Source organism: Acinetobacter sp. 809848, from assembly GCF_000581275.1.
Lineage (GTDB): Bacteria > Pseudomonadota > Gammaproteobacteria > Pseudomonadales > Moraxellaceae > Acinetobacter > Acinetobacter pittii.
This window is the reverse complement of record NZ_JEXG01000021.1, coordinates 1-24,494: the sequence shown is the minus strand read 5'-3', so window position 1 is coordinate 24,494 and position 24,494 is coordinate 1. Positions and strand designations below refer to the sequence as shown.

The window sequence follows — 24,494 nt, the reverse complement described above, 5'->3', positions numbered from 1 at the left end:
GAAAAACTGCTTGTTGATTCGTTATAAAGGATTGAATATTTATACTAAGTTTAAAGTTAACTTTAAGGTCAACTATCTTAATCGTCTTTTAAAAATAAAATTTATATGAAGACGCTAGGCGATATTGTATCTTTTTAATCTTTAATTGTTTTTATTTCCCTTAAATGTCAAAGACTTTACACCTCAAAATTAAAGACTTGACCTTAAAGTTAGCTTTAATCTTATAGTTTCTGTATTGATTCTAAATTAACACGTCTTGAAATATACAGCATTAGCTACTCGGTCAATTAATGTAAAGGTGAACTTTCATGAATACAAAACAACAGTTTACTGAAGTTGAATTTGGGCAACAAAAAGTCAAAGTACCCAAAGGTGGTTATTATGACCGTTTCAGAATGAACCCCGATTTAGATGAAGTCGCGCAAGATCCTGCTGTTGGCAACATCGATTTTTTCCGTCATATACCTAAAAAAATTGTGGAATCCCGAGTAGGTCCTGTTTGGGCACCCAATTTTTATTATCGTAGTGCAAATGTACAACTGCTCATGCTTGCACCTATTAAGCAAATTAAAGCAAAACTTCCTGCTGACTTAACGCCATTACAACCATTTCCGGGTTACGGGTTGGTTGCTGTTACGTTTTTTACCTATTCTGTTTGTGACAATGACCCTTATAACGAAGTGTCGATTGCGATTGTTGTCCGTAAGCCTAATGCTCGTGGTTCACATATTGCAGAGTTAATGAAATCGATGCGTCAACGTCATTTTTATGCTCATGTTTTAGCTTTGCCTGTTGATACTGAAATCGCCAGAGTGCGTGGTGTATATGGTTACCAGCTACCAAAATGGTTAACTAAAATTGACGTCAACATTAACTCAAAAGAAGTGCAAGCCGATATTTTTGATGTTAATGGCAAATTGGATTTAAGCTTAAAGACCGCTGTACCGACTTTAAAACATGTTGATTCTGAAACACATATTAATAAAGCAACTATGCTCCATGTAGTTGATGGGAAATGGCACCAGACAGAGGTTCAGTCCAACATTCTTTCTTTTGCGCAAAAGCTTTTTCCAAAGAATGTTCAACTCGAGAAAAATGAGGGGCCTTTAACTACATTGCTAAATGAATTAGGTGCTTCAAAAATTTTACGTCTAGATGTTGTTGAAGATGCTCAGGTGATACTTAATTTGCCGATTAAACTTCTTTGATATTTTGGCGGTATGATTACCGCCTCCCTTTAATTTAAAATAAACTTAAAGCTATTAATATCATAGTCTAATCACATATCTAAGTTAGGCTATTTTCGCCATTTCGACACTACGCTGCTGCAACAGTTTCACCGATTGCTTCGCTTGCCAAGCTAATTCCATCATATCAACATCAGGAATTTGATCATTTTCCACCACCATTTTTCCAGCCACAAACATGGCTTTAATATGTGCTCTCCCACCACTTGCCACAGGGCCAATCGCCATATCATGTAAGCCGAAATAACGCGGATCATCTAATTGATAAGCCACTAAATCTGCCTGTTGTCCAACCTCAATTGAACCCACTTGATCTAAACCTAAAATCTTAGCTCCACCTAAAGTTCCCCAACGAATGATATCCTCAATACTTGCAGCATCTGCTCCTCCTTCAAATAACCCACCCTCATATTGAGGTAGAGCCGACATGCCCTTTCTGGCCCGTTGTAACAACCATGCAGCATGGGTTTCAGATAACATATCTGCGGCTTCATTCGAGCCCGCACCATCTACTCCAATCGAAATGGTCATACCCGCTTGTTCTAAACTGACAAGATCGGCAATACCACTCCCCAAACGTGCATTACTCTGAGGACAATGTGCAATCCCTGTTTGTGTTTGACCCAACAGCTGTATTTCTTCAGGTAATAGCTTAACCAAATGGGCAAACCAGACATCGCTTCCAACCCAATCCTGCTCTGCACAAAACTGTACAGGTGTCATACCAAATTTAGCTCTAGCCGCATCCAGATAATCTACTGTTTCAGATAAATGGCTATGCATGCGGATACCGAATTGTCTAGCAATCTTGGCGCTTTCTCTTAATTGCTGTGCAGTGGTCGAATGCAAAGCTGTGGTGGGTGCCATCACAATTTTCCGGAATGCATCGGAACTTGGTTGATGATATCGCTGTACTAGGAGTTCTATATCCTCCATATAGTCTTCAAATTTCTCAGGACGTAATGCTTGCGGTAATTCGCTTTCTAAGCCACGCGTTAGAGTTGCGCCACCTCGGCATAACACAAAACGCATGCCTAACTTTTCAGCTTCATCAAATAAAATCGCAGCCCCATCGAACGGCATTTGTGGCCAGTAAAGATAATGATGATCGGCTACTGTTGCACAACCTGACCTTAATAATTCAATCAACCCAATGCGTACTGCCACCCGAAATGTAGCTTCATCGAATGCACCACGAAATCTATAGGGTGTACTGGCAAGCCAAGAGGTTAGGTTTTGATTTAAACCTTGCGGTTCTCCCTTCAATAAGGATTGAAATAAATGATGATGAGTATTTACCCAAGCTGGATAAATTACACAGTCTTTCGCATCGATAATTTGTTCATTCGATTGTGCGGTCAGTTGTCCCAATTCAATAATTTTACCGTCTTGAATACGGATATCAGTAAATGAAGAACGTGCTGCATCCCCCGATAACCCTGTCAAAATGGCATAAGCATTTTTGATTAAATAGCGATGATTTAAAGAACCATTATTTGAAAGATCAGGACTCATACTTGTTCACTCTCATGCCATTTACTTAAAAAGAAATGACTTAATAAAGACATCAGCACAAATAAACCCAAGCCTGTGCACGTGATAAGAAATAGTGCGGCAAACATTAATGGTAAATCGAGCTGAAAACCTGCTTGCAAAATTTGGTAAGCCAAACCTGCACTAGTCCCACCAGCTCCAGCCACAAACTCCGAAACCACGGCGCCAATAAGTGCCAAACCAGAAGAAATACGCAACCCACCAAAGAAATAAGGCAAAGCATTCGGCACACGTAAGCGTATTAAAATTTGCCAACGACTGGCTTTATTGATCTGAAAAAGATTAAGCAAACCTTTGTTGACGCTACGTAGACCTAAAGTGGTGTTAGTCAATATTGGAAATACTGCAACTAACATGGCACAAACGACTAATGCTAATGTTGTATTTTGAATCCAGATAATCACCAGAGGGGCAATAGCGACAATTGGAGTCACCTGAAATAAAATGGCATAAGGCATAAAACAGGCTTCTACTACACGGCTTTGTACAAAGACGAAAGCAATCAAGGTGCCAATGACTACAGCACAGACAAAAGCTAATAAGGTAATTTTTAGTGTGATCAACAAGCTTCCAAATAACACACTGGACTCTTTAATCATTGCCATAACAATATCGCTGGGTTTTGGTACGACATAGACAGGTACTTCAAGCTGTTGAAAACTCAACTGCCAAACTAGTAGGAAAATCAGACCTAACCCTAGTGGAGCTGCAATACGTTGTACCTTTGGATGTTCCATTAATGGTTTAATCATGACCATGCCCTCCGCTTGCCTCAGCTAATACTTGGGATAGATGTGAACATTGTTGAATAAAGACTTCAGAACTACGGAAAGCTTCATCACGCACATAAGGCCCCTCAATTTCAAGGTCAGCCACCACACGTCCTGGTCGTGCCCCCATCACAATGACCCGAGAAGATAAATACACTGCTTCATAGATGCTATGAGTAACAAAAACTACGGTTAAATCTCGCTCAGACCATAATTGACGAATATCACTGTCAAGTTTATGGCGAGTAAATTCATCTAAAGCTCCGAAGGGCTCATCCATTAACAGTAAATCTGGTTCAGTCACTAATGCACGAGCCAAGGAGGCACGCATTTGCATGCCCCCCGAAAGCTCGCGGGGATAAGCCTGACTAAAGTTTTCTAAACCAACGGCCTTTAACGCGGCCATAACTTTGGGTGTACTAGTTGATTTCGAAATATGCTGCAAATCCAAAGGTAAGCGTACATTTTCTGCAATATTAGCCCAAGGCATCAGGGTTGCTTCTTGAAAGACCATTGCCATTTTGCATTGTGATTGAATCTCGGCCTTGCCATTCCAACGCACTAGTCCTGCAGAAGGTTGCTCCAGATCGGCAAACATTTTCAGTAAAGTACTTTTCCCGCAACCTGACGGTCCAAGTAATGAAACAATCTCACCACGTGCAATATTTAAATCCAAACGTTGTAAAGCATTAGTACCATTTGGATAAGTCTTTTCTACCCCTCTGACCATAATCATTGGCGTAATAAAATTTGAAGATTCATGTATAGAAGTATCAATTGTTAATGCAGAATTCATATGGTTTCCCCTCCGCGCGAATGCCTTATTTCTTAACCCTATAACCCTGACTACTTGGCAGTTTTAACAAACTGTGTGGTATAAGCAGTTTTCCAGTTGGTTTGAGCTTTTAACAAACCAGCGTTCACCATAAAATCTCGTGTGGCTTTCCAACGCGCATCGGTCATGACCCCGATTCCTTGCGTTTTAGCATCTCCCCCATCAATCAGTTTGAGTTTGCGCATTTGACCTACTGCAAAGGCCAGCAGATCATCTTTCATATTTGGGTTTTCTTTTTTAATCAGACTATTCCCTAATCGAGGATCAGCTAAATAGTTTTTCCATCCTTCCATCGATGCCTGAACAAAACGACGCACAACATCTGGTTTGTTTTGAATCACATCATTGCGTGTAACTAAAATACCGCCATAAGCTGGATAGCCAGCATCAGCAAATAAAAAGAAATTACTTGAAGGCTCTGCTTTTTTTGCCTGAAAGACTTCAGAGGTTGCATAGGCTTGCTGTGCCACATTTTTGCCAGCTAAAAATGGCTGCATATTGAAGGTATAAGGGCGAGCCTGTGCTGCATTTAATTTATATTTCCCTTTTAACCATGGCCACCAGCTTGCTTGCCCACTGGTTGAAACAAGAATTGTTTTGCCTTTTAAGTCCGCCAAAGACTTTACATCGCCATGAGTTAATACACCTTGTGGGTCAAACTGAAATGGTGCCGCAACTGCTTTGATTGGAAAATTACTTTCAATACCCTTTAAGACCTGTAAATCATAATTAATTATAATGTCGGCACGTTTGGACAATAGTAAGGTCATATTATTGACCTGTGGCCCACCAATTTTAATATCGACATCGAGTCCGTATTTTTTATAAATCCCTTGTGCAAGTGCCTGATAATATCCACCTTGCTCGGCTTGTGCATACCATGTGGTTTGTAGAACAAGTTTATCGGCAGCATAACTGGTTGAACTGAAAATTGTTCCTAGCCCCAATAATGTACTCACAATAACAGTACGTCGCCCTTTGCTTACATAGTGCTGAATATTCATAAATAAGCCCCCTAAATCTGTATTGATTTATCTTGCTATTCTTTTTAGGGGGGCAATCAATGTATCAAATGTACATTTCTCTCAAAACCAAGATGGTTTTGTCCCCAAAAGAGGAACAGCAAACGCTGTAGAGCAATGTCCCGCATGTTTACTACACACTGACCGCTTATACTCAGGAATGAACTAGCAAGCTCTGTGCCAATTTTGATTTCATTTTGTTTTTCATAGTAATAATCTAATTTGGGCTTATTTTTAATCATGCCTAGATGAATAAACTGCGTTAATTAATTTGTTTTATATGCGGCTTAGTGGTGCACCAGGTCATCATTCATGCACTCCACAGGTGCTTTTCTAGAATAAAAGCTTTTTAATTATTCATCGCTGATTCCTCTATAAATGCAATATTGCTCTCCCCATCCCAACTTCATAACCTATCCTTAGAAATTGGCACAAAAAGTGCTACATGCTCTATATCAGAGTAGAAGCGTTCAGCATAGTAGTAATATCAATTGCTATGTGGGTCATTGCTCAGAAAACAGCTCATGTTCTTTACATAAAGTTATCTTTTATTAAGAACGTGTGGCTCTTTTTTGAATGTGACCCATCTATTTCAATCTATTTGATTGGGTCACGATTATCCAAAATATGAGGTTGAAATATGAACAGCGCCAATATGACTCCAGTAGCTGAAAATGACTACAGCTTAGAAGAACTGCAAAAAGAAGCTCGTATGGGAGCTTTTGGTCAAGAGACCTTTGAACGGGAAGTCCGGGTCATTGATTTATCAAATTTTGAACAACGTAAATATGAAATTGCGGACCAACTTTGGTCAGCAGCTACCGATATTGGTTTCTTTCAAGTATCGAATCATGGCATTCCACTTGAACAGATTCAAACTGCATTTGAAATGACACAACAGTTTTTTAATCTGCCAGAATCGATTAAAGCTCGCTACCCACTCAATCGCAATGCAGGTTGGGAAAGTAAGGCACAGGTTCGTCCATCGACCAGCACACCAGACCAAAAAGAGTCTTATCAAATTACCCGCCCACGTATGGAAGGTCTTTATCCTAGTCAAGAGGAATTACCTAATTTTAAAGATACCATGTTGGAGTTTGAACATGCATGCTGGCAAGTCGGCATGAAAATTTTATCTTGCTTTGCTTATAAACTAGGCTTTGCCGATAACTTCTTTACTCTTGCTCATGACCCTGATCAAGAAAGCTACCAAAGTACTTTAAGAATGCTGCACTACTATGCAATTGACCCTGCTCTTAAAGATCAATTAGGTCTATGGCGTGCAGGAGCGCATACAGATTTTGACTGTTTAACGCTACTGTTCCAACGTAAAGGACAAGGTGGCCTGCAAGTTTGTCCGGGTAAAGATATGGAACAACAGCAATGGACCAGCATTGAGCCACGTGATGATGTAATTACCTGTAATATCGGTGATATGCTCACGCGTTGGAGCGATGATCAACTACCTTCTAATTTTCATCGTGTTAAAAATCCTGAAACAAATGAATATCAAGGCGCACGTTATAGTTTGGCGTTCTTCTGCCAAGCCAATGAAGATATGATCATTGAAGGACCACAAAAGAAATATCCGGCCATTACAGCTAAAGAATATTTAAAACAAAGAATTAGCGCAAACTTCAACGGAAAGTATTAAAATTACTGTGTACGGTCAGAGATAAATAGTCTCTGACCGTTCTGAAGTTTCAGCAATACATATTGTCATTAATCATTCTTAAACTTTTTATCCTTATTCAATAACGTAATATCCAGTTCAACTGGTCTGATCTGTTATTAAAAATACGGCTAATTTTAAGCACGTGCACCAACAAATAGATAAATTTTGTGTAGAATCAAATTATTTATTTATATATTTATGGTGTGTTGCTTATGAGCCCACAAGCTATGCTCAATGGAAAATCATCTCAGGTGACTGAGCAAGCGGTGGAAATCATTTATCAACGCATTCAACAAAATACTTATGCAGTCGGGTCTGCCTTACCCTCACAACGTGAGCTTGCCATTCAATTAGGAATCAGCCGTGCTTCTTTACGTGAAGCATTAACCCGCCTCGCCGCTTTAGGTCTATTAGAAATCAAAGCAGGCAAAGGTGTTTACGTTATTTCACAGCATAGCCAAGCGGCAGAACAATGGGATGGTGAACATCGTGTATCACTTAAAGATTTCTATCAATTACGCTATGTACTAGAAAGTTTTTGCGCACTTCTCGCATGTGAGTATTTAACTGAAGATGATAAGTCCATCTTACAGCAACATTACCAATCATTAGCAAGTGCAATCAAAGAACAAAATTGGCAAGCAGCCTCTGAATTTGATTATGCATTTCATCAACATATTATTGAACTTAGTCATAATCAATCGATTATTCAAACACTTAAAATACATACCGACTGGATTAAAAAGAGTCAGATCCTACCCTTTGTTCAACCCAATCTGGCATTTAAAACCATTCATGAACATGAATTAATTCTGCAAGCTTTATTTAATCAGGACTCAACAGCAGCTGAAAAAGCTATGCAAGCACATATTATTGGTGCCGCACAGCGTGCTGGTGTATATTTTTCCAGACATAACAGCACAATATAATCATAAATTCCAAATTTGTAGTGCTATGCACTACTTTGCTCCATACTTTGAACCACATCAATACCACTTTATTAAGATTGCTTTTTAATGAGGCAATATTACTGGTATGACCAGTAAAACCAGTTAATAAAATTGGCACACTTCTCGCTTAGAACGGTTTAGAAACTTACTTAAATACTTAGGATCTGAACAATGAATATCGCGATTGTAGGTGCAGGTATGGGCGGTTTAACTGCTGGTATCGCTTTAAAAAAATTTGGTCATCAGGTCACAATCTATGAGCAAGCAGCCGAAATATTACCTGTTGGCGCTGCCATCTCACTTTGGTCAAATGGTGTTAAGTGTCTTAACTATCTTGGTTTAACGGATCAAATCCAGAAACTAGGTGGACAAATGGAGTCTTTAGCATATCTTGATGGTCTTAACCAACAAACCATGACCCAATTTAGTTTGTTACCTCTATATAAAGAAGTAGGACAACGTGCCTATCCTGTCGCTCGCGCTGATCTACAACAATTATTAATGCAGCAATTTGGTCTGGAAGACATCAAACTCGGTATGAAAATGACTGCAATTGAAGCACATCAAGATCATGTCACCATTCATTTTCAGGATGGTTCGCAAATTACAGCTGATCTACTGATTGGTGCAGATGGTACACATTCTCTTACACGGCAGTTTGTATTGGGCCATCAAGTTGAACGTCGCTATGCTGGCTATGTAAATTGGAATGGATTGGTTGATATTGATGAGCAGATTGCACCAGCCATGCAATGGACCACATATATTGGTGAAGGTAAACGTGTATCACTCATGCCCGTTGCACAAAATCGTTTCTATTTCTTCTTTGATGTACCGCTTGAAGCTGGACTGTCAAATCAGCGTGAACATTATAAGCAAGACCTTAAAATGCATTTTAGTGGTTGGTGTGAACCAGTACAAAAACTCATTGAGCGTTTAGATGAGAAAAAAACCAATCGTGTCGAGATCCATGATATCGAGCCTTTTATGAATTTCTATAAAGGACGTGTAGTGCTCTTAGGTGATGCTGCCCATAGCACTACTCCGGATATTGGACAAGGTGGCTGCCAAGCCATGGAAGATGCGATTTATCTCGCTCGTGCCTTACAAATCAATACTTTTGGATTGGAAGATGCTTTGAACCGCTATCAAAACAAACGCAATGATCGTACTAAGGAAATGGTGTTAAGAGCACGCAAACGTTGCGATGTGACACAAATGAAAGACCCGAAAATCACCCAAGAGTGGTATGAATCTTTATATCAAGAACAAGGTACTCACATCATGCAAGGGATCATCAGTAATATTATCGGCAATCCTCTCGACTAGATATTTAAATACTTTCCCCCTCTATAGGGGGATTTTTTAACCTATAAAAAAAGTGCATATTTCGATTTAAATATGCACTCGATGCTATAAAACACAGTTAAAACTTATAAGACAGTGCAAAACGGTTTTGTAAGAAATTTTTGTCATAGCGTGGTGATGTTTGGATACCTGCAAAATTGCTGACACTAAAACCTTTTAAGGCTCCCGTAAAATTATAAATACCAAACAACATATATTCAGATTGATTTCGACTCGCGACATTTTCCGACTCTTTTAAGTCCATAAATGAATAACGCGCGCCAGCTATTAACTGATCTGTCAATTTACCTTCTAAAGACAACATCAATGCATTACCTGCACCTAAATCTTGAGTGCTGGTGAAAAATGGCTGGGCAAAAAGTTCACCTGAAGAGGTTTTAGCTGCATAGGGTGTTAATAATGCCCCATTCAAATAACTTCCCTGATCTGGTTTTATATAGTTATACGCGACTTTTAGACTGGCGGTAGGCATAACCTTAAACGCAGCCTGTACACCGAAAATGTGGCTATTAACCTCTCCAGCAAGTGCTTTGCCTTGATCTTTACCTGAAATATACTGGATTGAAAATTCAGGACTATAATTGAGCTTTGGAATTGCTAAATCAGCTTGGGTATAGATTAGACGCGTATAGTCATCATAATTTTGATACCAAAATTGCGTTTTTAAACTTTTATCATTGGCTAAATTAAAGCGCTTCCCTGCACCAACCGACCAAACCCCATTGGTTTCCACATTTGAATTTTGACGAGAAGTTTTATTGAACTCATCCTCGCCATAACTTTTATATTTATTTACTTTAGTGAGTCGTAAGAAATCATAATTATTCCCGATCTGTACATCAGCGGCCTGATATAAAAACATCAATACACGACGGTCAGCATAATCGCCCATAAAAGGTAAATTTAGCCGCTGGTTACCAATCGTCACTCTAGCCAAATCGTTTTTCCAGCTTACATAAGCTTCTGCTAGACCATCCCTATCTTCTTTTAATTCTGGCACTTCATCATTTTCATTTTTATCATCCAGTCGGCGTTGTATGTCGTATCCCACAGCTGCCTGTATGCCATAAAAAGGAGCTGTTTCATATTTAATATATCCACCAATGACGGTCGTATCCTGATTTAAATTATTCACAAAATAGCCATTATTAAGTGAGTAATATGCAGATTTAACTACCCCATGAATACTGCCGCACGCAAATGCTGCCCCTATACGGTCCATTGCATCATTACTCGTCTGACAATCCTGCTTTAGATTAAATAGGCCATTCAGACTGGTATCAGCAGCCCATACCGGCACAGTAGCAACCATGCTCAGCATAAGTAATGCCGATTTTAATTTAAAATTTCTCATAAAATTCCCCTGTAAGATTTGGTTTAAAAGTCGCTTATGGTCTTTCAAAAGACCTGTTTTTGACCTTTTAAAGTCAAAATCCCCCTAACCTATTCATCATTGAATAAGCGACCTTTAAATTTTTGCGAGTGAAAATGTGGTTAAATTAGAATGTCTAATTCCTAACCGGTGTCGATCAATGCCCTGAATTTATGGGCGTAGTTGCAACATCAACGGACTTTTTACTAAACGATAAGTGGTTAAAAATAATATTGAGCAAAATGGCAGTGATACAGGCAGAACTAATACCTGAATGTAATAGGGTTTTTACCCATGTCGGGAATTGGGTATAAAACTCTTGGTTTACAATTGGAATCATGCCGATTGTGAGTGAAGTAGCGACAATAATCAGATTTTTATGATCGTTATAATCTACTTTGGCTAAGGTTCTTATCCCACTAGCGGCAACAGTACCGAATAATACAATGCCCGCTCCACCTAAAACTGGCATCGGAATTGATGCAACAAAGCGGCCAATAACAGGTAATAAGCCCAAGATAATTAAAATTCCACCAGCTGTTGCGACTACAAAACGGCTTTTAATACCTGTAATTGCAACCAGACCTACATTTTGAGCAAAGGCGGTTTGCATGAATGAACCAAAGATTGGGGAAATTGCACTCGATAGCATATCTGCACGTAGACCATCACCAATTCGTTTTGAATCAACTTTAGTTCCAACGATTTCACCAATCGCAATAATATCGGCCGTGGTTTCAGTCATGATTACCAAAGTAACAATTACCATGGAAAGAATGGCAGAAAATTCAAATACAGGAGAACCAAAATGGAAGAAACTTGGAAAAGCAAAAATAGGACCTGTACTTACTCTTGAGAAGTCAGTAAAGCCTGCAATATAGGCAATTACCGTACCCAAAACAATTGCTACAAGGATCGCAAGGCGGCGCAGAATCTGATTTCGTAACATACTAAAAATAATCACAATCGCTAGCGTAATTACCGCCAAACCAGTATTAGTCGGATCTCCCCAGTTTTCAGCTTTCGGGTTTCCCCCCATAATCCAGCGGATCGCAACAGGTGTGAGCGAAATACCAATCATGGTAATGACGCATCCTGTGACCACAGGTGGAAAGAAGCGGATAATTTTTGCAAAGAATGGTGTAATCAACAAACCAATTAGAGATGCGACAATCACAGCACCAAACGCAGATGGCAAACCACCACCGGTACTCACAATTGCCAAAATAGTGGCAACCCCAGCAAAAGACACCCCTTGCACAATCGGTAATTTTGCACCGAAATATTTAAAACCAATGGTTTGTATAACTGTGGCGAGGCCTCCCACAAATAAGGCGGCAGCTACCAATAAGCCAATCTCTGAAGCATCTAGACCAGCAGCTGCACCAATAATCAATGGCGGTGCAATAATTCCACCGTACATGGTCAACACATGCTGCAAACCATATAAGATGTTTTTATTCATCCCTAAATATTGATGTTCTGCTGAGATATACGAATCTCTCTCTGGATTTATGCTGTCTTGATGCATGGGTTAGTTCCTCAAATTAAATTCATGATGTCCATATTGCTTGGGTTAATTTAGCTGCCACGATATGTTGAATATGAAAAAGGACTGATCAATAGAGGCACGTGATAGTGCTGGTGAATATCATTGACTTTAAAATCAATACAGACTCTCGGGTAAAAGCTATTGGTATTTAGAGCCTGAAAATAATCCGCTACTTCAAAAACCAATTGATAATGACCACGAATAAAGGAGTCGACATTAAATGCTTGAATACGTCCATCTGCATCAGTGAATTGTTCATCGATTAAAATATATCCATGGCTCGTTTCCTCGAACAATTTCACCAATACTTGAGTTGCTGGCTCGCCGAGTGATGCACTTAAAATATGTGTGCTGATCCCCGCCATTATTGAATCTCCTGATTTGAGCGAAGAAGGACGTTTCTGAATCAATTCAGAAACCCAAGTTGGGATATGCACACAGGCTTGTAAGACCAGCCGAGCCTGACTAGAAGCTAATTGATTAAAAGTTTCGAGTTGCATATCCGCTCCAATTTAATGCATTGTCTGACTGGTCTGACCAGATACATTAAATTAAGCAACAAATATGCCAGTTTAAATGAGATAGGCTTTTTAATAGTTATACATACAATAGAACTTTATGTAGACTTTTGAACACTATCCTTAAGGATAGAAAACAACAATAAAAAAAGAGACCCGTTTGTGGCCTCTTTTTTAAATTGATTAGATTGCTTCTCTGGTCATCTCACCATTCACCAATCTTAAAATCTGCAACGGGTTGCTGTCTTTTAAAGCCTCTGGCAATAAATTTTGTGGATAGTTCTGGTAACACACAGGTCTTAAATAACGGTCAATGGCCAAGGTTCCAACTGAAGTACCTCGGGCATCTGAAGTGGCTGGGTATGGCCCCCCGTGTACCATCGCATCACAGACCTCAACACCTGTTGGGTAGCCATTTATAAGTAATCGACCAGCTTTTTCCTCTAGCACAGGGACCACATCTGCAAACTCGATTAAGTCTGCTTCGTCGGCAATTAAAGTCGCTGTCAGCTGTCCATTCATGCTTTGTAGCGCCTGAATGAGTTGAGCTTTATCTTCAACTTCAATGATGACCGTGGTAGGCCCAAAGATTTCTTCTTGTAAAAGCTGGTCACCCGCCAGTAAAAGCTCAACATCAGCTTTAAAGAGTTGTGGCTGTGCCTGATTGTCTTGTTGAGTATTGCCAGCCAAGTGTTCAATGCCTTGATGCTCGGTTAAGTGCTCAAGACCAGCGGTATAACTTTTTAAGGTTCCGGCATTCAGCATAGTCTGTGCAGGTTTGCCACCTATAATTTCGGTTAGGTTACTAATGAGCTGATTAAACTCGGCTGATTTAATTCCCAAGATTAAGCCCGGATTGGTACAGAACTGACCACAGCCTAAAACCACTGAATCAGCCAAGTCCTGTGCAATTTTGTCACCACGGTTTTTTAAGGCTTCTGGCAACATCAGCATCGGGTTAATGCTACTCATTTCAGCAAATACGGGAATTGGTTGTGGACGGGCTGCGGCCATGTCACATAAAGCGCGACCACCACGAAGTGAACCGGTAAAACCCACAGCCTGAATTAAAGGATGTTTCACTAAAGGTTCACCCACGCCATTACCGTAGATCATGTTAAATACACCTTTTGGCATACTTGATTTTTCTACGGCACGCTCAATTGCCTGAGCTACAAAATCTGCTGTCGCCATATGTCCACTGTGGGCTTTCACCACCACAGAACAACCTGCGGCGAGTGCCGAAGCAGTGTCACCACCTGCAGTTGAAAATGCTAAGGGGAAGTTACTTGCCCCAAAGACCGCAACAGAACCAACACCGATTTTAATCTGACGCAGGTCTGGACGTGGTAAAGGCTGGCGCTCAGGCAAAGCGGTATCAATACGGGCACCTAAAAAATCACCACGGCGTAATACTTTGGCAAACAGGCGCATTTGTCCACTGGTACGGGCACGTTCACCTTGCAAACGTGCCAGCGGTAAAGCGGTTTCCTGTGAGACAATTTCAAGAAAATCTGTACCTAATGCATCGAGTTCATCGGCAATATTTTCTAAAAAGGTAGCGCGCTGTTCAGGTGATGTATGGCGGTAAGTTTTAAACGCTTGACTTGCTGCTTCACAAGCTTGATTTACTTCTTGCTCGGTTGCATGGTGAAACTCATAAGGTAGAGCCTCACCAGTCGTAGCATGAATGCTTTTTAATAAGGTTGTACCTTGTGCGCTGCGTGAACCGCCAATAAAGTTGTGTCCAATGACCATTTTAAATTCCTTAAAGAGTAATAACTGAACCAATCGGTAGCTCTGGTTGGGTATGGGCTAGTTTGTTTTTAAGAGGAAGACCGAACTCTTTCATCTCTATTTCAAACTCATCGTTGACTTGCGCTTGAATACCGTCGGCAAAAGACAAAGTGGCTGTACCGAAATAGTGAATATGAACATCCCCTGCTTTTAAGAATTGTTGATACTTAAAGTGGTGATATTCCAGATTTGCCAAGCTATGACACATATTGTCTTCACCCGACAAAAATTCTTTTTCCCAAATGATTTGTCCATCACGGCGTAAGCGGCTGGTTCCCACTAAATGTTTCGGTAATTCGCCTGTTCGTAAAGCTGGACCAAAACTACAAAAACGTAATTTTGAATGCGCCAGATATAAATAATTACGACGTTCCATCACATGGTCAGAATATTCATTGCCCAGCGCAAACCCGATTCGGTAAGGCTTTAAGTCTTCTCCAATCACATAGAGGCCTGCGATTTCAGGTTCTTCGCCGCCATCTTCAGCAAATGGGGGTAAAGGTAATTCAGCTCCCGGCCTTACCACAATTGAACCGTCGCCTTTATAAAACCATTCTGGCTGCGCCCCGATCTGACCTTGTGCTGGACGCCCCTTTTGTAGCCCCCATTGAAATATCCGCATGGTGTCGGTCACCGAGCTGTCATCGCTTAAATTTTGTTGATGCATTTTGTCGCGTGCAGATGCAGAACCTAAATGGGTTAAGCCTGTACCGGACACTAAACAGTGTGTTGGGTCTGGATGGTCTAAAGGCGGCAGTACCTTTAAGTTTGCTAATAAAGATGAATAATCATAGGTCTCCGCTTCAAAGCCTAACGCCTCAATTTGTCGTTCCAATGAAATTTTATTGCGGATTGCCAAAAGTGCTAAATCACGAACCGATTGAATATCTTTAACCGGATATGCCATGTTGCCTTCTACTTTGGCGACGGCACGTTGATTTGCACGATTTTCAAATTGAATAATTTGCATGTTTTATTCCTTACAAAGGCTTTTGAATATTCACTGTTTGTGTTTTTTGACGTTCGAGCTTGGCATACACGATGTAGGTCAGAATCAAGCCAAAAAGCATAACGATAGATAAGAAATACAAACCAGCAGCCATATTTCCCGTGTATTCTTTTAAAAGTCCGATACCAAATGGCCCGACATAGCCACCTAAATTTCCAACAGAGTTAATTAAGGCAATACCAGCCGCTGCACTTGCACCTGTTAAGAAACGGCCAGGTAATGTCCAAAACACGGCAGTTGAAGAAAATAGGCAGAACGCAACCACAGCCAAAGCAGCCAACTGCATGACTGGAGAATTTAGCCAACCACTTAAAAACATTGCACAAGCGCCTAGTGCGTAGAGAAAACTTAAATGTCCGTAGCGGTCATTTAGACGATCGGTACTACGTGGAATAATTAACAAACCAATAATTCCAAAAACGTAGGGAATGCTAGATAGGAAGCCAATTTGAAGATCAGTACCACCTCCAAATTGCTTAATAATGGTAGGAAGCCAAAGATTTAAACCATAAATACTTAAAGTCACTGGTAGGTAATACAATGCCAATAAAAGTACGCGTTTGTCTTTTAAGGCATGCAGTGGATTGGCATGTCGGGTTTGGTCATATTCGGCTTCATCTTTAACAAGTTCATTTGTAAGCCATTGTTTTTGTTCAATACTCAACCATTTCACTTTATCAATATTATCTGGCAACCACAGGAATGTCGGTAAAGCCAATAAAACCGCGGGCAAGCCAACTGCAACAAACAACCATTGCCAGCCGTGCAAATTTGCAATGCCATCCATTCCAAGTAATAGACCCGCTAAAGGCCCTGCAATCATCATGGCAATCGGTTGTGAAAGCACAAACATTCCCATGATTTTTCCGCGATGCCGCACCGGATACCACTGTGTAATTAGGTATAAAACACCAGGGAAAAAACCTGCCTCAGCTACACCAAGTAAAAACCGTAACAGATAAAAACTTTTAGGGCCTTGAATGAGCGCCATGGCCATGGTGATGAGGCCCCATGTTAATAAAATGCGGGTAAACCATTTACGAGCACCAAATTTGTCTAAAAGCAAATTACTTGGAACTTCAAAAAGAAAATATCCAATAAAAAATAAGCCAGCTCCTAGACCATAGGCAGCATCACCAATTCCAACATCTGCACCCATATGCAAATGGGCAAATCCGACAGCGGCCCGATCAATGTATGCCACCAGATATAGTATGACTAATGCAGGTATCAGCTTAAACGTGACCGTCCGTATTACATCCTTTTCGAAATCCATGTTCGACTCCATTTCCTATTATTTACTTATAGAGCATCTTGCTCGTAAATTATCCTTTTAATTTAAAATATAGTAATACTATTTAAATTTCAAACCTTTTAAAAATAAAATTTATGGTGTATTTTTAAATTAATTAATTCTAATAGTAATACTATATAGGGAAATTTGTATGAATAACAAACAAGTTCTTCGCTCGGCTGCCTGGTTTGGTACAACGGATAAAAATGGCTTTATGTATCGCAGCTGGATGAAGAACCAAGGAATTCCAGATCATGAGTTTCAAGGCAAACCGATTATTGGAATTTGTAATACGTGGTCTGAACTCACCCCATGTAATGCGCATTTTCGAAAAATTGCCGAACACGTAAAAAAAGGGATTTTAGAAGCGGGCGGCTACCCTGTTGAGTTTCCTGTGTTTTCAAATGGTGAGTCGAATTTACGTCCCACCGCCATGTTTACACGCAACTTGGCTAGTATGGATGTTGAAGAAGCTATCCGTGGTAACCCTATTGACGGCGTGGTGTTACTAACAGGTTGTGACAAAACCACCCCTGCATTATTAATGGGAGCTGCAAGTTGTGATATTCCAGCCATTGTAGTGACTGGCGGTCCCATGTTGAATGGTAAGCACAAAGGCAAAGACATTGGTGCAGGTACTATCGTTTGGCAAATGCATGAAGAGTTAAAAGCAGGCAAAATTGATTTAAATGAATTTCTATCTGCTGAGTCTGGTATGTCGCGCTCGGCTGGTACATGTAACACCATGGGCACAGCTTCTACAATGGCCTGTATGGCTGAAGCCCTAGGCACTTCTTTACCACACAATGCAGCCATTCCAGCGGTAGATTCGCGCCGTTATGTGCTGGCTCATCTGTCTGGTATGCGTATTGTTGACATGGTTCATGAAGATTTACGCCTTTCTAAAATCTTAACCAAAGAAGCTTTCGAAAATGCCATTAAAGTCAATGCAGCTATTGGTGGTTCAACCAATGCAGTCATTCATTTAAAGGCAATTGCCGGACGTATTGGGGTTGATTTACAACTCGATGACTGGAACCGTGTCGGCCGTGGCATGCCAACCATTGTTGACTTACAGCCTTCGGGTCGTTTTTTAATGGAAGAGTTTTATTATAGCGGCGGTTTGCCAGCCGTGATTCGTCGTATGGGTGAAGCCAATCTTTTGCCACATCCACAGGCTTTAACCGTAAATGGTCAAGGCATTTGGGAAAATTGTCAGCAATCACCTATTTATAACGATGAAGTGATTCGGAAAATAGATAATCCAATTCGACAAGATGGCGGTATGTGTATTTTGCGCGGTAATTTAGCGCCTAAAGGTGCGGTACTTAAACCATCTGCTGCCACACCTGAACTGATGAAACACCGTGGTCGTGCAGTCGTATTTGAAAACTTTGATGATTATAAAACCCGTATTAATGACCCAGACCTTGATGTCGATGAAACTTGTATTCTAGTCATGAAAAATGCCGGCCCTAAAGGCTATCCGGGCATGGCCGAGGTTGGAAATATGGGCCTACCACCAAAAATTTTAGCCAAAGGCATTACCGATATGGTTCGTATTTCCGACGCACGTATGAGCGGAACAGCGTATGGCACGGTGGTTTTACATGTTGCCCCTGAAGCCATGGCTGGCGGACCTTTAGCTGTAGTTCAAAATGGTGACTTTATTGAACTCGATGCCTATGCAGGTAAACTTCACCTAGAAGTAAGTGATGAAGAACTTAAGCAACGTCTTGAAAATTTAGCACCATCAGCTCCACCAAGTTTTATTGGCGGTTACCGTAAGCTCTATGTAGAACATGTTTTACAAGCCGATGAGGGCTGTGATTTTGATTTCTTGATCGGTTGCCGTGGCTCAGAAGTTCCACGTCATTCTCATTAATATTTATTCTTGAAAAAGATGATCTTGTTAAAACACAAGGTCATCTATACCATAGGATATTCAACATGTCGTAATAGTGAAATATGAGTAAAGCTGACTATAAAAATCCTATTCCAAGCAAAAGCCAACATGCATTAATTGTTCAACAATTGGGATTAAAAATTGTTTCTGGAGAAATTTCAGAAAATGAAAAGCTCCCGAGTGAAGTTGATTTATGTGAGGAATATAAAGTCAGCCGCCCTGTCTTTCGCGAAGCAATCCGTGTTTTAAACGCTAAAGGCTTAACTTACTCAAGACCCAAAATTGGAACTGTGGTGAGACCGAAAGAAGAATGGCATTTACTCGATCCAGATGTATTGTTTTGGTTGATTCAAACCACGCCTGAACACGAATTTTTTAAAACACTTTCTACCGTACGACGCGTTTTGGAACCAGAGCTTGCTTATATTGCGGCAAGTACGGCAAACGAAGAAGATATTGAACGTATTAAACATGCCTATGAAGGGATGGAAAAAGCGACAACAGTTGAAGAATTTATAGAGCCAGATATTCAATTTCATTTGGCAATTGCCAAAGCAACTCATAATGACTTGCTGGCTTATATGTCAAAAATGTTGGTTTTACCTTTGCAGCAATCCATTCAAGTCACTAGTCTGCGCCCAAATTTACAAGGCCATTCACTACCTAGACATAAAGCGATTTTAACCGCAATTGAAAATAAAGATCCGCTCTCGGCTCGCCATGCTTCACTTGTTCAGCTTGATGACACCAAAATGGCTTACGATTTAATTAAAAAATAATCTTTATATATTCACTATTTAAAGCCTGATGCTCAAAATAAAGTCATCAGGCTTTTTTATTTATAAATTAGAATACCTTTTTAACTGAGACAGTAAATGTCGAATCAATCGGATTTGAAATTGGCGCATCATGTTCACCATTACTATACTTTTTATAGAAACCATCTTTGTCCCAAGCTTTGGCATACGCTAAACCAGTAGTCCAGCCATCCCCTAAATCCTTAATCAGCTCGATTTTCATATCTTGAAAGTTAGCTTCCGAGAAATTTTTAATTCTTTCATAGCCATAGTGAGCACCAAAAGTCCAAGACTCATTGATAGGCTGAGTAAAAGTTAGATCTAGATAAGTTGTTCCTCGTGAACGTTTACCTGCTGGGCCACCCATCGTATCTGAGTTATAGCCTGCATAATCTGGAGTGTAGGTAATGAAATATTTAAGAGTCAAAGGCCCATAACCAATTTGAGGCACAATTTCGCCATAGTTATAACTGGTACTCCCTGTTTCAGGTGTACTTTTAGCTCCTGGATAATAGTAATAAAAAACCGTCATTCCAGCTGAAAACTTATCAAAAGTTTTTATATAACCTGTGTAAAAATCCCACTCAACTGAAGCATCACGAAGATAGTTAGAGCTTACATTCGATGCCCAAGTCCCCACAAATAATCCATTCGGATTTGCATAATCTAGACCAATTTGTAAAGCAGGCTTGCCCCAAGTTTGTTGAAAACCACGTGAAATATATTGACTTGCGAAGGTTACATTAGCACTGTATGGAGAAATTTGTTCTTGTTCATTTAATTGTTCAGCATGTACAACACCAGTAGACATAATAAGAGAAGCTATCCCTAAAATTTTTCTCATCTAATAATCCTTTTAAATATTACCTATAGGTTTAAAGTTTTAAAATAACATGATAATTCAATTTAAAACTTATTAAAAAGTTATAAATTTAAATTTCTGGATACTTCTTCTTCGCTATAGATCTCTTCAATACAATCTAAGATTTTAGGAATATATGAACTTTGGTCCATATTGCGCATCGATAGAGAAATGGGACTATAGGCTTCTAAGTCTAAGATATTTAAATAAGTTAGATTCTTCATTCCAATATCACAGGCGCTTTCTGGAATAATACAAATACCCTCTCCAGATGCCACTAAGCCAAGAGCCATATGAATTTCGCGGACTTCAGTCAGTTTGGCGGGAACAAGACCTAATTTGGTAAATAAAGCTTGAATAGTGGTCGAAAAATTCGGCTTAGGTGTTGTGGGATAAGAAAAAATTGTCTCATTGATAATTTGAGATAAATAAATTCCTGATTCTTGGAGCTCACTTAAAGGATGTTTTTTATGAATCGCGAGTTTTAATTTTTCTTTTCGAAGTAGAAGTCGCTTAATGGCAGGATCGCTAATAGGTAATCGACCAAAACCTAAATCGATTTTGCCTAACTTTAAAGCTTCGACCTGATCTCGTGTACCACATTCAATAAGCTCGACATGAATGTCAGGATTTTTTTGTCTAAATAGATAAATGACCTGCGGTAATCGCCCGTAAAGAAGCGAACTCACATAGCCAACTTTAACAACATTCTCGACCAGCTTCATTTTTTTAGCCATAGAAGCTGCTTGAGCCGTATGCGTTAGAATTTGTACTGCATGTTGGTAAAAAAACAGCCCTGCTTCTGTCACTTTTAATGGACGCGACCCTTTCACAAACAAATCAATACCTAATTCTTCTTCTAGTTTTTTGATTTGACGCGTGAGCGGTGGCTGGGCAATAAAAAGTTTCTCAGCGGCTTTTGTCAGACTTTGTTCTTCAACAACGGTAACAAAATAACGTAGATGTCTTAATTCCATTAATATACCTTTTTAGTATCTTAAAATACCGTTCTATATCTATTTTAGGCTATTACATTCTTCTATGGTATGTAAACAAGTTTGAAATAGTTGAAACTTCATGTATAGAACCATAGAAACCATACTTGTGGATATTCCAACTATCCGTCCTCACCAGTTGTCTGTAACTACCATGCGTACTCAGACTTTGGTGCTCGTTAAAATTACGACCACGGATGGTATTGTAGGTTGGGGTGAAGCGACCACCATTGGTGGACTGAACTATGGTGAAGAAAGTCCTGAAAGTGTCAAAGCCAATATTGATACTTACTTTGCACCATTACTCGCATCAGTTAAAGATTTAAATGTTGCTCAAACACTAAAACTGATTCGTAAGAATATTAATGGTAACCGTTTCGCGAAATGTGCCATTCAGACTGCTCTACTTGATATTCAGGCAAAACGTTTAGGCGTGCCATTAAGTGAAGTTTTAGGTGGCCGTCTGCGCAATAGTTTACCTGTACTTTGGACGCTCGCGTCTGGTGACACAGAAAAAGATATTGCTGAAGCTCGAAAAATGATTGAGTTAAAACGTCATAACACGTTCAAACTCAAAATTGGTTCACGCCCTTTGCAACACGATGTTGATCATGTGATTGCAATTAAAAAAGCACTCGGTGCAGATATTAGTGTACGCGTTGACGTAAATCGTGCATGGTCAGAGCTGGAATGTATTCAAGGTATTCAACAGCTACAAGATGGCGGGATTGATTTAATTGAACAGCCTTGTGCTATTCAAAATACTGAAGCACTTGCTCGCCTCACCCATCGTTTTGATGTCGCAATCATGGCGGATGAAGCTTTAACTGGTCCTGACAGCGCATATCGTATTGCAAAAAGTCATGGTGCAGACGTATTTGCCGTGAAGATTGAACAATCTGGTGGTCTGATCGAAGCGTGTGAAGTTGCCAAGGTTGCAGGTTTGGCTGGAATTGATCTTTATGGCGGCACTATGCTTGAAGGCCCTGTAGGTAGCATGGCTTCTGCTCATGCGTTTGCAACCTTTGAAACATTAGCGTTTGGTACTGAATTATTTGGTCCGTTATTGCTTACCGAAGAAATTCTGAAAGAACCGCTACGTTACGAAAACTTTGAATTGCACTTGCCAACGGCTCCCGGCTTAGGCATTGAAATTGATGAAGATAAAGTCGAGAAGTTACGTCGTTGAGGCAATAGGATAAGGAGTTTCCCATGTTATTTCATGTACGTATGGATGTGCATATTCCACTTGATATGCCAGCCGACAAAGCAAATGAAATTAAGGCTGTTGAAAAAGCCTATTCGCAAGACTTACAGCGTCAAGGTAAATGGCGTCATATCTGGCGTATTACAGGCCAGTACTCAAACATCAGTATTTTTGATGTCGAGAGTAATGAAGAATTGCACAATATTTTACAGGGTTTACCTCTCTATCCCTACATGAACATCGAAGTGATGGCACTTAATCGTCACCCGTCTTCTGTTCGTGATGATGATTCGTAAACCAAAAGAATTTTTTAAATGTGATCTCTGAAGTCCATTTAAAAACCAAGCAGATTATTCAGAAGGTAACAAGGAATGTGGCGGCACTTATTCGCTAGCAAAACAAAATGCCCGCAGCGCTGCCACCCAAAACCGTATTGCATACTTAAGGAGTTTTAGTATGAACCGTCAACAAATTGATGCGCTTGTAAAACAAATGAATGTCGACACTGCAAAAGGCGAAGTTGATGCACGTGTTCAACAAATTGTAGTGCGCCTTCTTGGGGATTTATTTCAAGCCATTGAAGATTTAGATATTCAACCTTCAGAAGTATGGAAAGGTTTGGAATATTTCACAGATGCTGGTCAAGCAAACGAACTTGGTCTTTTGGCAGCTGGCTTAGGTTTAGAGCACTATCTTGATTTACGTGCAGATGAAGCTGATGCCAAAGCTGGTGTTACGGGTGGCACACCACGTACCATCGAAGGCCCACTTTATGTAGCAGGTGCGCCTGAATCTGTTGGTTTTGCACGTATGGATGATGGTACAGAATCTGGCAAAATCGACACCTTAATTATTGAAGGTACTGTGACCGATACTGATGGCAATATCATTGAAAATGCCAAAGTTGAAGTATGGCATGCCAACAGTTTGGGTAACTACTCATTCTTTGATAAGTCTCAATCTGACTTCAACTTACGCCGTACTATCTTGACTGATACTGATGGTCAGTATGTTGCATTAACCACTATGCCTGTAGGTTATGGTTGCCCGCCAGAAGGTACAACTCAGGCCCTTCTTAACAAATTAGGCCGTCATGGTAACCGTCCATCTCACGTTCATTACTTCGTTTCTGCACCGGGTTACCGCAAGCTTACAACTCAATTCAACATTGAGGGTGATGAGTACTTATGGGACGACTTTGCTTTCGCAACTCGTGACGGCTTAGTTGCAACAGCAGTTGATGTAACTGACCCAGCTGAAATTCAACGCCGTGGTTTAGATCACGCTTTCAAACACATCACATTTAACATCGAACTTGTTAAAGATGCTGCTGCCGCTCCTTCAACTGAAGTTGAACGTCGTCGCGCTAGCGCTTAATTGAAAGTGTATGTGAGTTAAAAGTTCGCTTTTGACTCACAAAATTTATTCCATTTATTACTACCATTAAGAATTTAAATAAATTTTTAGCGGTAGTAATAACATCACGTTACCTCATGCTCTAAGGTTTCTCACATGATTGACAAAAGTAAGTCCTCACTAAGCGAGGTTTTATCACAGATTAAAGATGGTGCAACCATTCTAATTGGTGGTTTCGGTACCGCAGGACAACCCGCTGAACTCATTGACGGTCTTATTGAACTCGGTGTTAAAGATTTAACCATTGTCAGCAACAATGCCGGTAATGGCGATTATGGTCTGGCGAAATTGCTAAAAGCCGGTTCGGTTAAAAAAGTGATCTGTTCTTTTCCGCGTCAGTCAGATTCT

At 40.2% G+C, this 24,494-nt stretch carries 22 protein-coding genes; 10 read left to right on the top strand and 12 right to left on the bottom strand.

The window, feature by feature from the left end; translation table 11 throughout:
* Positions 1-308: 308 nt before the first annotated feature.
* The gene (locus J536_RS16145) at positions 309-1,208 is read left to right on the top strand and encodes an acetoacetate decarboxylase family protein (protein ID WP_032056041.1); all 900 of its coding nucleotides are present in this window, start codon (positions 309-311) and stop codon (positions 1,206-1,208) included.
* 84 nt (positions 1,209-1,292) lie between these two features.
* Here J536_RS16145 and J536_RS16140 read toward each other — a convergent pair whose 3' ends face one another.
* Genes J536_RS16140 through J536_RS16125 form a run of 4 tightly spaced genes read right to left on the bottom strand, consistent with a single transcriptional unit; the run spans position 1,293 to position 5,410 of the window.
* Positions 1,293-2,762 carry an amidohydrolase family protein gene (locus tag J536_RS16140; protein ID WP_032056040.1) on the bottom strand — a complete coding sequence of 490 codons (1,470 nt, stop codon included), beginning with the start codon at positions 2,760-2,762 and terminating at the stop codon, positions 1,293-1,295.
* On the bottom strand, positions 2,759-3,553 hold the full coding sequence (locus J536_RS16135) for an ABC transporter permease (protein WP_032063340.1): 795 nt from the start codon (positions 3,551-3,553) through the stop codon (positions 2,759-2,761). The genes J536_RS16140 and J536_RS16135 overlap by 4 nt, the downstream gene beginning before the upstream one ends.
* Positions 3,546-4,367, bottom strand: coding sequence for an ABC transporter ATP-binding protein (locus J536_RS16130; protein WP_032063338.1), 822 nt, complete (start codon positions 4,365-4,367; stop codon positions 3,546-3,548). Before J536_RS16130 ends, J536_RS16135 begins: the two co-directional genes overlap by 8 nt.
* A gap of 50 nt (positions 4,368-4,417) precedes the next feature.
* Positions 4,418-5,410 carry an ABC transporter substrate-binding protein gene (locus tag J536_RS16125; protein WP_032063337.1) on the bottom strand — a complete coding sequence of 331 codons (993 nt, stop codon included), beginning with the start codon at positions 5,408-5,410 and terminating at the stop codon, positions 4,418-4,420.
* Between the two features lie 658 nt (positions 5,411-6,068).
* Between J536_RS16125 and J536_RS16120 the strand changes: the two genes are divergently transcribed.
* From J536_RS16120 to hpxO, 3 genes are all read left to right on the top strand, one after another.
* Positions 6,069-7,082 (top strand): isopenicillin N synthase family dioxygenase, encoded by a 1,014-nt coding sequence (locus J536_RS16120; protein WP_023187873.1) that lies wholly within the window; start codon positions 6,069-6,071, stop codon positions 7,080-7,082.
* 233 nt (positions 7,083-7,315) lie between these two features.
* Positions 7,316-8,032 carry a FadR/GntR family transcriptional regulator gene (locus J536_RS16115; protein WP_032063335.1) on the top strand — a complete coding sequence of 239 codons (717 nt, stop codon included), beginning with the start codon at positions 7,316-7,318 and terminating at the stop codon, positions 8,030-8,032.
* A gap of 192 nt (positions 8,033-8,224) precedes the next feature.
* Complete coding sequence (gene hpxO, locus J536_RS16110; RefSeq protein ID WP_032063334.1) at positions 8,225-9,382, top strand: FAD-dependent urate hydroxylase HpxO; 1,158 nt, start codon at positions 8,225-8,227, stop codon at positions 9,380-9,382.
* Between the two features lie 97 nt (positions 9,383-9,479).
* Here the strand turns inward: hpxO and J536_RS16105 are convergent, their stop codons facing one another.
* The 6 genes from J536_RS16105 to abaQ form a co-directional block, all read right to left on the bottom strand.
* On the bottom strand, positions 9,480-10,775 hold the full coding sequence (locus J536_RS16105; RefSeq protein ID WP_032063333.1) for a hypothetical protein: 1,296 nt from the start codon (positions 10,773-10,775) through the stop codon (positions 9,480-9,482).
* Positions 10,776-10,950: 175 nt separating this feature from the next.
* Positions 10,951-12,324, bottom strand: a complete 1,374-nt coding sequence (locus J536_RS16100) for a nucleobase:cation symporter-2 family protein (RefSeq protein ID WP_032063332.1) — start codon at positions 12,322-12,324, stop codon at positions 10,951-10,953.
* Between the two features lie 50 nt (positions 12,325-12,374).
* A complete protein-coding gene (uraH, locus tag J536_RS16095) occupies positions 12,375-12,710 on the bottom strand; it encodes a hydroxyisourate hydrolase (RefSeq protein ID WP_032063331.1) in 336 nt (111 codons plus the stop codon).
* Between the two features lie 336 nt (positions 12,711-13,046).
* Positions 13,047-14,621: an aldehyde dehydrogenase (NADP(+)) gene (locus J536_RS16090; protein ID WP_032063330.1), complete on the bottom strand. Its 1,575-nt coding sequence runs from the start codon at positions 14,619-14,621 to the stop codon at positions 13,047-13,049.
* 10 nt (positions 14,622-14,631) lie between these two features.
* Positions 14,632-15,630 carry an AraD1 family protein gene (araD1, locus tag J536_RS16085; RefSeq protein WP_032063329.1) on the bottom strand — a complete coding sequence of 333 codons (999 nt, stop codon included), beginning with the start codon at positions 15,628-15,630 and terminating at the stop codon, positions 14,632-14,634.
* Between the two features lie 10 nt (positions 15,631-15,640).
* Positions 15,641-16,945, bottom strand: coding sequence for a multidrug efflux MFS transporter AbaQ (gene abaQ, locus J536_RS16080; RefSeq protein WP_032063327.1), 1,305 nt, complete (start codon positions 16,943-16,945; stop codon positions 15,641-15,643).
* Between the two features lie 169 nt (positions 16,946-17,114).
* Here abaQ and J536_RS16075 point away from each other — a divergent pair, with 169 nt between their 5' ends.
* Both J536_RS16075 and J536_RS16070 read left to right on the top strand, forming a co-directional pair.
* Positions 17,115-18,848, top strand: a complete 1,734-nt coding sequence (locus J536_RS16075; RefSeq protein ID WP_032063326.1) for an IlvD/Edd family dehydratase — start codon at positions 17,115-17,117, stop codon at positions 18,846-18,848.
* Positions 18,849-18,931: 83 nt separating this feature from the next.
* The gene (locus J536_RS16070) at positions 18,932-19,648 is read left to right on the top strand and encodes a FadR/GntR family transcriptional regulator (RefSeq protein ID WP_005069141.1); all 717 of its coding nucleotides are present in this window, start codon (positions 18,932-18,934) and stop codon (positions 19,646-19,648) included.
* Positions 19,649-19,715: 67 nt separating this feature from the next.
* Here the strand turns inward: J536_RS16070 and J536_RS16065 are convergent, their stop codons facing one another.
* Both J536_RS16065 and J536_RS16060 read right to left on the bottom strand, forming a co-directional pair.
* Positions 19,716-20,510, bottom strand: coding sequence for a TorF family putative porin (locus J536_RS16065; RefSeq protein ID WP_032056029.1), 795 nt, complete (start codon positions 20,508-20,510; stop codon positions 19,716-19,718).
* Between the two features lie 80 nt (positions 20,511-20,590).
* On the bottom strand, positions 20,591-21,505 hold the full coding sequence (locus J536_RS16060) for a LysR family transcriptional regulator (RefSeq protein WP_032056028.1): 915 nt from the start codon (positions 21,503-21,505) through the stop codon (positions 20,591-20,593).
* A gap of 100 nt (positions 21,506-21,605) precedes the next feature.
* Here J536_RS16060 and J536_RS16055 point away from each other — a divergent pair, with 100 nt between their 5' ends.
* From J536_RS16055 to J536_RS16040, 4 genes are all read left to right on the top strand, one after another.
* The gene (locus J536_RS16055) at positions 21,606-22,712 is read left to right on the top strand and encodes a muconate/chloromuconate family cycloisomerase (protein ID WP_025465977.1); all 1,107 of its coding nucleotides are present in this window, start codon (positions 21,606-21,608) and stop codon (positions 22,710-22,712) included.
* Between the two features lie 23 nt (positions 22,713-22,735).
* A complete protein-coding gene (gene catC / locus J536_RS16050; protein ID WP_000897236.1) occupies positions 22,736-23,026 on the top strand; it encodes a muconolactone Delta-isomerase in 291 nt (96 codons plus the stop codon).
* Positions 23,027-23,186: 160 nt separating this feature from the next.
* Complete coding sequence (gene catA, locus J536_RS16045) at positions 23,187-24,107, top strand: catechol 1,2-dioxygenase (RefSeq protein ID WP_032063324.1); 921 nt, start codon at positions 23,187-23,189, stop codon at positions 24,105-24,107.
* 135 nt (positions 24,108-24,242) lie between these two features.
* On the top strand, positions 24,243-24,494 hold a 252-nt coding region (locus J536_RS16040; protein ID WP_032063322.1), incomplete at its 3' end, for a 3-oxoacid CoA-transferase subunit A.